The organism is Cobetia sp. (assembly GCF_983723665.1).
On record NZ_CFDJES010000069.1, the window covers coordinates 1 to 8,416 of the forward strand.

Sequence of the window (8,416 nt, forward strand, 5' to 3'; positions counted from 1 at the left end):
GTCGAGAACATCATCCAGAAGCTGCTGCAGAAATGCGATTACGATGTCGAGAAGGCCGAGCGTGGCATTGTCTACATCGATGAGATCGACAAGATCTCACGCAAGTCCGACAACCCCTCCATCACGCGTGATGTCTCGGGTGAAGGCGTGCAGCAGGCACTGCTCAAGCTGATCGAGGGCACCACTGCCTCGGTGCCGCCGCAGGGCGGTCGCAAGCACCCTCAGCAGGAATTCCTGCAGGTGAATACCGGCAACATCCTGTTCATCGTCGGCGGTGCTTTCGCCGGGCTGGACAAGGTGATCCGCGAACGCGCCGAGAAGGGTGGCATCGGCTTCAATGCCGAGGTCAAGAGCAAGCAGGACGAGAAGACCGTGGGTCGCGTGCTGGCAGACGTCGAGCCGGGTGATCTGGTCAAGTTCGGTCTCATTCCCGAGTTCGTTGGCCGCCTGCCGGTCATCGCGACACTGACCGAGCTGGACGAAGATGCCCTGGTGCAGATTCTGACCGAGCCGAAGAACTCGCTGGTCAAGCAGTACTCGCGCCTGTTCGAGATGGAAGATGTCGAGCTGGACCTGCGCGAAGATGCGCTGCGTGCCGTGGCTCGCAAGGCCATCGAGCGTCGTACCGGCGCACGTGGTCTGCGCTCGATCCTCGAGTCCGTGCTGCTCGACACCATGTATGACATCCCGTCCGAGGAGAGTGTCAGCAAGGTGGTGGTGGATGAGTCGGTGATTGCCGGCGACAGCAAGCCGCTGCTGATCTACTCCAAGAACGAAGAGAGTCAGGGCAAGGTGGCCGGCAAGGACGGCTGAAACGTCCGGGCCTGAGTCGCACCAACGGGGGGCCGCAAGGCCCCCCGTTGCGTTTGCGCTCGCAAGCCATCCTTACTGTGATGCATTCGCGGGTCACGCACGGCTTCATTCAGCGTTGAGTTACCGCCAGGCGTGTCGGGATCATTGCAAAATCATGACCTTGCCCCCATGGTCTCAGTATCAAAGTGCCGTGTGAGGCGGCCCACCCACAGAATACCGAGGAACGTCTGCCATGGAGCAGAACGAAGATCAGACCCTGACACTTCCGCTGCTGCCGCTGCGGGATGTGGTGGTCTATCCCCAGATGGTGATTCCGCTGTTCGTCGGCCGGGAAAAGTCGATCCAGGCCCTCGAAGTGGCCATGGAAGGCGACAAGAAGATCCTGCTTGCGGCGCAGCGTGAAGCCAGCCAGGACGACCCGACGGCGGAAGACCTGTTCGCCATCGGCACCGTTGCCGACATCATGCAGCTGCTCAAACTCCCTGATGGCACCGTCAAGGTGCTGATCGAGGGCAGTTCGCGCGCCGATATCCAGGCGATTCGCCTGCACGACGACGGCCACAGCATCGCCGACGTCGCGCTGCGTGACAGCCAGCCGCTGTCCGAGCGAGAGCAGGAAACCCTGGTGCGCGTGCTGCTCAACCAGTTCGAGCAGTATGTGAAGCTTTCCAAGAAGGTGCCCAACGAAGTGCTGGGCAGCCTGCAGGGCATTGAAGACCCGAGCCGTCTGGTGGACACCATCAGCGCGCATCTGTCGCTGGGCATCAATGACAAGCAGGCGCTGCTCGAGATGGACAAGGTGCGTGACCGCATCGAGCACCTGATGACGCTGATCGAAGCGGAGATCGACCTGTTGCAGGTCGAGAAGCGCATTCGTACCCGCGTCAAGGAGCAGATGGAGAAGTCGCAGCGCGAGTACTACCTCAATGAGCAGATGAAGGCCATCCAGAAGGAAATGGGTGAGCTGGATGACGTGCCCAACGAGGTCGAGCAGTACGAGCGTCGCATCAAGGACGCCGGCATGCCGAAGGAGGCAGAGGAGAAGGCCACTCAGGAGCTCAACAAGCTCAAGATGATGGGGCCGACTTCCGCCGAGGCGACCGTGGTGCGCACCTACCTGGACTGGCTGTGCGACGTGCCGTGGAAGAAGCGCACGCGTGTGCGTCATGACATCGACCACGCCGCCAAGGTGCTGGACGAGGACCACTACGGTCTGGATGAGGTCAAGGAACGCATCCTCGAGTATCTCGCCGTGCAGAAGCGCGTCAAGAAGCTCAAGGGGCCGGTGCTGTGTCTGGTCGGTCCGCCGGGTGTCGGCAAGACCTCGCTGGGCAAGTCCATCGCACGTGCCACCAACCGTCAGTACACCCGTATGGCGCTGGGCGGCGTGCGCGATGAGTCCGAGATCCGCGGTCACCGCCGCACCTATATCGGGGCACTGCCGGGCAAGATCATCCAGCGCATGGCCAAGACGGGCGTGAAGAATCCGCTGGTGCTGCTCGACGAGATCGACAAGCTGGGCATGGACCACCGCGGTGATCCGGCCTCGGCGCTGCTTGAGGTGCTTGACCCGGAGCAGAACGACAAGTTCGCCGATCACTACCTCGAGCTTGATTACGATCTGTCCGAGACCCTGTTCATCTGTACGTCCAACTCGATGAACATTCCGGGCCCGCTGCGCGACCGCATGGAAATCATCCGTCTGCCGGGTTACACCGAAGACGAGAAGCTGGCCATCGCCATGCGCTACCTGGCGCCCAAGCAGCTCAAGGCCAATGGTCTGAAGCCGGGCGAGCTGACCTTCAGCGAAGCCTCCGTGCTCGAGCTGATCCGTTACTACTCGCGTGAAGCCGGTGTGCGTGAACTTGAGCGCCAGCTCGCCAAGGTCTGCCGCAAGATCGTGCGTGAGCGTGTGGTCGCCGAGGCAAAGGAGGGTGCACTGTCCTCCATGCATCTTGAGGCCGAGCAGGTCGAGCGCTACGCGGGTGTGCGCAAGTACAGCTTCGGCCTTGCCGATGCCGAGGACCAGATCGGCCGTGTCACTGGCCTGGCCTGGACCTCCGTCGGTGGTGAGCTGCTGACCATCGAATCTGTCGTCACGCCGGGCAAGGGCCGTGTCAGCAAGACCGGGTCACTGGGCGACGTCATGAAGGAATCGGTGAGTGCGGCCCACACCGTGGTGCGTGCGCGTGCCGAGGCCTTCGGTATCGAGGCTGAGCGCTTCGAGAAGGAAGACCTGCACATTCACGTGCCGGAAGGCGCCACGCCCAAGGACGGCCCCAGTGCGGGCGCTGCCATGGTCACCGCGATGGTATCCGCTTACTGTGGACGCCCCGTGCGCTGTGACGTGGCAATGACCGGTGAGGTCAACCTGCGCGGCGAAGTCATGCCGATCGGTGGCCTCAAGGAGAAATTGCTGGCGGCGCGACGCGGTGGTATAAAGCTTGTGCTGATTCCCGAGGAAAATCGCCGTGACCTCAAGGAGGTTCCGGACACCATCAAGGATGCACTCGATATTCGGCCGGTGCGCTGGATCGACGAAGTGCTTGAGGTGGCTCTAGCAGAAAAGTCTACTGCTGAGAAGGACGATTCTCGTTCAGACGATGCCAGTGGTCGTCAGACAATGATCAGTACACATTGACGGGATTTTTTTGGCCATGCCGCTGTCGAAACGGCGGCGTGGTGCGGTTTTGCGCGTGAGGTTGCTTGACAGTCGTTTGAGGGCGTTGCTATAAACTCCGCTTCGTCGCGATCGCGTTTAGCACCCGTAATTTTCGCGCTGATTTCTGGTAATTTTTGCAAATTCAAGGGGTGAAGAGTGAATAAATCCGAGCTGATCGAAGCCATTGCTGCATCTGCCGATATTCCGAAAGCAGCAGCTAGCCGTGCACTCGATGCGATGGTCGACACCGTCACTGATAGCCTGAAGAAGGGTGAGACCGTGGCACTGGTCGGGTTCGGCACCTTTATTGTCAAGGAACGTGCTGCACGTACTGGCCGTAACCCGCAGACTGGCGCTCCGATCGAGATCAGTGCTGCCAAGGTGCCGAGCTTCAAGGCTGGCAAGGCACTGAAAGACGCCGTCAACTGAGGTCTGCCTGCTTCGCAGGCACCCGGTGGCGCGGTACCGGTTCGGGAGTGGTCTGATGACTGCCGAACCGGCACCAGAACATCGAAGCGCATCGCCTGGCGATGCGCTTTTTTTGTGGCTGACCCCGGCCATGTCGGCAGGGCGCAAGCGTTTGATGACCCTGGCGAGTCAGTCAGTCGTGCAAAGTCACCTGCATCTGTCTGCGGCATGCGTATAATCATCAGTCACTGAGTCGCGGCCCTTGTGGCCATTCCAATCCCTGTAGTTCGAGGCCTGCATGCTGCAACGAATTCGAGACCGGTCGCATGGCTGGGTGGCCAAGACGATCGTTGGTTTCATTGTCGTCACCTTTGCCTTCTTTGGTGTTGAGTCGATCATTGGCGCCTTCACTGCCAGCAGTGACGACGTGGCCACGGTCAATGGCGATACCATCAGCCGTCAGGCGGTGGAAACCGAAGTCCAGCGTGCCATCCGTTCTGGCCAGGTAGCGCCGGAACAGGAGCGCGAAGCACGCAATCAGATCATCAACCAGATGATCGATTCCCGCCTGCTGGATCAATACGCCGAGGAAGGCGGCCTGCACATGTCCGATGCGCAGCTCGATCAACTGATCGTGAGCATTCCGGACTTCCAGGACGACAAGGGACGCTTCGATGCCGACCTGTTCCGCAATCGTCTGGCCAGCGCCGGCTATTCTCCCACCTCCTTCCGCCAGCAGCTGAGCAGCGACACCCTGCGCCAGCAGTTGACCGACGGCTTTGCCGCCAGTGCCTTCGTGCTGCCGGGCGAAGAAGAGAAGCTCAGCCAGCTGCAGCGTCAGACGCGCACCTTCCGCTATGCCACGCTGAGCAGTGCGGACCTCGATGCGCCGGTGACGGTCAGCGAAGACGAGCTCAAGGCCTGGTATGACAGCCACCAAGACAACTACCGCCGCCCGGCACAGGTCAAGCTGGCCTACGTGCTGCTGGACCAGAACGAGCTGGCCAGCGGTGGCGATATCAGCGAAGACACGCTCAAGGCCGAATATGCGGCCAAGCGTGCCGACGCGCCGCGGGAAATCGCGCACATCATGGTCGAGAAGGGTGACGATGATGCGGCGGCACGTGCCAAGCTCGAGGGCGCACGTGACGCACTCGCCAACGGCGAAGACTTCGCCAAGGTGGCGGCCGAGGTCTCCGAAGACAGCTCCACGGCCGAGGACGGCGGTGAGCTTGGCGTGATCACCCGCGGTATCTTCGGTGAAGACTTCGATGACGCGGCCTTCGCACTGGATGAAGGTCAGGTCTCGGATATCGTCGATACCGGCGACAGCCTGCACCTGATCAAGGTGACCGGTCTGGACATCGCGCCCTTCGAGGACATGCGCGACGAGCTGCTGACGCAAGCCCGTCAGGCCGCTTCCCGCGATACCTTCAACGAGAAGGCGCAGCAGCTGAAAGATGAGAGCTTCGCGGCGGATGATCTGGCCAGCGTCGCCGAGGATCTGGACCTGCCGCTGAAGAAGACCGACTGGGTCGCGCAGGAAAATGATGACGAACTGCTGTCCGAGCCGGGTGTGATGGCGGCAGCCTTCGGTGACGAAGTGCTGGAAGAGGGCTACAACAGTGACGTCATCGAACTGGATGACAGCCGTCGTCTGGTGCTGCGCGTTCTCGAGCAGCGTCCGGCCACTACGCTGGCGCTGGATGAGGTCAAGCAGCAGGTTCAGCGCGAAGCCAAGGCCGACAAGACTGCCAAGGCACTCGAAGCACTGGCCGAGAAGCGTCTGGAGACGCTGCGCCAGGGTGGATCACTCGAGGGGATCGACTGGCAGCAGGCTGATGACGTCAGCCGTCAGGCCAGCACCCAGCTGCCGCAGAGTCTGGTCAAGCAGGCCTTCACGCTGGCGCACCCGGAGGATGGCCAGCCGGTCTATGGCAAGGCGTCGCTCAGTGGTGGCATCGCGCTGATCGCCCTGACCGAGATCGGCGAGGCCGAGCCGGGCGAGATGGACCAGTTCCTCTCGCGTCTGGCCACGCGTCTGCGTGCTCAGGCCGCTGTCACGGGCCTGCAGGAATCTCTGCGTGAGCGTGCCGAGATCGAGCGCAACTGATCGAGCGCAAATGAGCCAGGCAACTGGCGTGGGCAGCTTTCCCTGCCAATGAGACCGTCACCCCTTGGGGTGGCGGTCTTTTTTTGGTTCAAGCCATTGGTTCAGGCCATTGGGTTCAAGCCAATGGGCTCAAGCCTCGCAGGCTCAGGTATCGAAGCTCAGGCCGCGAGGCTACGTGCGGATGTGGTGTCAGGTCACGAGCTTGGTGTCAGGTCACGAGTCTTGTATCAAGTCACGAGCCCAGCCGCTGACGCAGGCGCTGGGAGAGTTCGCGGTGACGGGCCTGAATGCCCGTGGAGAGCGTCTGGCGCAGCCAGCGGTGGCCGGCGTCATGGTGCAGGCGTTCGTGCCACACCAGCCAGTAGGAGAAGCGGTTGAGGGTGATGGGCAGCGGACGCAGGGCCAGCGGCAGCTGATCGAGCATGCTGATGGCCAGACAGCCCGGCACGCACAGCAGCAGGTCGCTGTGGCAGCTGACGCTGAAGGCGGCCAGAAAATGGGGCTGGCGCATGACGACCTGACGACTCAGTCCCAGTTCTGCAAGCTTGAGGTCAACCGCGCCTCGCTCATCACCGCCCATGCTGATCAGTTGGTGACTGGCGGCGAGGAAGTCCTCCAGGCTCAAGGTCTCCTTCGCTGCCAGCGGATGGTCCTGGCGCATCACGCAGACGAACTGGTCATCCCCGATCTCGCGACCATGCACGCCGGCCGGCACCCTGGCGGTGGGCACGCACATCGCAAGCTCCGGCCCGCCTTCTTCCAGCTGCTGTTCGACATTGCCGCCATAGGCCTGGATATCCAGACGGATGCCGGGCGCCTGCTCGTGCAGCGGGGCGATCTGGGGCGCCACGAAGGCGTGCATGCCGTAATCGGTGGTGGCCAGCTGAAAGCGACGTTGGCTATCTCCAGGCGAGAACTCGGGCGGTGCCAGCAGGGCGCCCAGCTCCTGCAGCAGGCGGGCGAGGGGCTGCCTGAGGGCCTCCGCGCGGGCGGTGGGGCGCAGACCGCGTTGTGCGCGCACGAACAGGGGGTCATCGAAGGCCTCGCGCAGTCGGCCCAGGGTGCGGGACACCGCAGGCTGGCTCAGGTTGAGGCGCTCAGCGGCCCGCGACACGCTGCGGGTTTCCAGCAGCGCATGCAGCGCGACCAGCGTATTGAGATCATGGCGGGCAAGTTCAGCCAGGTGCATGGCAAGCGGTTCCCGGTAGTGAAGCGACCCAGTCACTGGGATGAAAGCGTGCAGTTTCAACCGCACATGATATCAGTCTCATGCATACCGGGATTCAGTTTCTGTCATTGGTGTGATATCGGGAGCGCGCGTAATCTGGGAGCACTTCGTCGCCGAGCAACGCTTGCGGCGGCCAGTCGTCACAGGGTTGAGGCCACGGGCCAGCGGCCTGATGACGATTCTGATCACATGTCGTTTGACCAGATCATTCGCAAGGAGCATTGCATGCAGACACGCTATTACACGATCACCGACTATCCGAAAGGCACCCCGGAACGCGATCTGTTCCAGTTGCGTGAGGAAGAGCTGAGCGAGCTCGGCGAAGGCGAGGTGCGCATTCGCAACAGCTGGCTGTCCGTCGATCCCTACATGCGTGGCCGCATGAGCGGCGTGAAGACCTATATCGACCCCTTCGAGCTCAATGAGCCGCTGCAGGGCGCAGCCGTCGGTGAAGTGATCGAGTCACGTGACTCTCGCTTCAAGAGCGGCGACAAGGTGCGTCACATGGGTGGCTGGCGTGACATCGCGCAGCTCTCTGGTGACCAGGTCGAGCCGCTGCCGAGCATCGAGGTGCCGGAGCAGGCCTACCTGGGCGTGCTGGGCATGCCGGGCATGACCGCCTGGACCGGCCTCAACATCATCGCCGAGATGAAAGAGGGCGATAACGTGCTGGTCAGCGCGGCCTCCGGTGCGGTCGGCTCGCTCGCCGTGCAGCTGGCCAAGGCCAAGGGCGGCACTGTCGTCGGCATCGCCGGCAGCCAGGAGAAGCTCGATTGGCTGGAAGCGCGGGGCGTCAAGGCGGTCAGCTACAAGGGCAAGGACGCCGAGCAGCTGACGAAGGCGCTCAAGGAAGCCTGCCCGGACGGCTTCGATGTCTACTATGAGAATGTCGGCGGTGATTGCCTGGTGGCGGCGCTGAACAACCTGAATGTCGGCGCACGCATCGCCGTCTGCGGCATGATCTCCAGCTACAACGATACCGAGGCGGCGCCTGGCCCCTCGAATATCTCGATGATCCTGATCCGCCGTGCGCGCATGCAAGGCTTCATCGTCTTCGATCACTGGCAGAACTACAGCCGCTTCCTCGAAGAGGTAGGGCCGCAGGTCGCCAAGGGCGATATCGACTACGAAGAGACGGTGGAAGAAGGGCTCGAGCAGACGCCGGACGCCTTCCTCAAGCTGTTCTCGGGTG

General features: G+C 62.2%; 6 protein-coding genes. 5 read left to right on the forward strand and 1 reads right to left on the reverse strand.

Annotated elements, in window-relative coordinates; all coding sequences use genetic code 11:
* From clpX to AC4FAH_RS08700, 4 genes are all read left to right on the forward strand, one after another.
* Window positions 1–813, forward strand: an 813-nt coding sequence (gene clpX / locus AC4FAH_RS08685) for an ATP-dependent Clp protease ATP-binding subunit ClpX (protein ID WP_490245906.1), incomplete at its 5' end; no start/stop codon positions are given.
* Window positions 814–1,045: 232 nt separating this feature from the next.
* Complete coding sequence (gene lon, locus AC4FAH_RS08690) at window positions 1,046–3,454, forward strand: endopeptidase La (protein WP_043331298.1); 2,409 nt, start codon at window positions 1,046–1,048, stop codon at window positions 3,452–3,454.
* A gap of 177 nt (window positions 3,455–3,631) precedes the next feature.
* Complete coding sequence (locus AC4FAH_RS08695; RefSeq protein WP_043331296.1) at window positions 3,632–3,904, forward strand: HU family DNA-binding protein; 273 nt, start codon at window positions 3,632–3,634, stop codon at window positions 3,902–3,904.
* A 277-nt stretch (window positions 3,905–4,181) separates the two neighbouring features.
* Window positions 4,182–5,996: a SurA N-terminal domain-containing protein gene (locus tag AC4FAH_RS08700; protein ID WP_490245907.1), complete on the forward strand. Its 1,815-nt coding sequence runs from the start codon at window positions 4,182–4,184 to the stop codon at window positions 5,994–5,996.
* A gap of 232 nt (window positions 5,997–6,228) precedes the next feature.
* On the opposite strand, the gene AC4FAH_RS08705 is transcribed toward AC4FAH_RS08700, so the two are convergent.
* The gene (locus AC4FAH_RS08705; protein ID WP_192837580.1) at window positions 6,229–7,185 is read right to left on the reverse strand and encodes a LysR family transcriptional regulator; all 957 of its coding nucleotides are present in this window, start codon (window positions 7,183–7,185) and stop codon (window positions 6,229–6,231) included.
* Window positions 7,186–7,449: 264 nt separating this feature from the next.
* Here AC4FAH_RS08705 and AC4FAH_RS08710 point away from each other — a divergent pair.
* Window positions 7,450–8,416: NADP-dependent oxidoreductase (locus tag AC4FAH_RS08710; protein ID WP_490245908.1), on the forward strand; the 967-nt coding region annotated here is incomplete at its 3' end.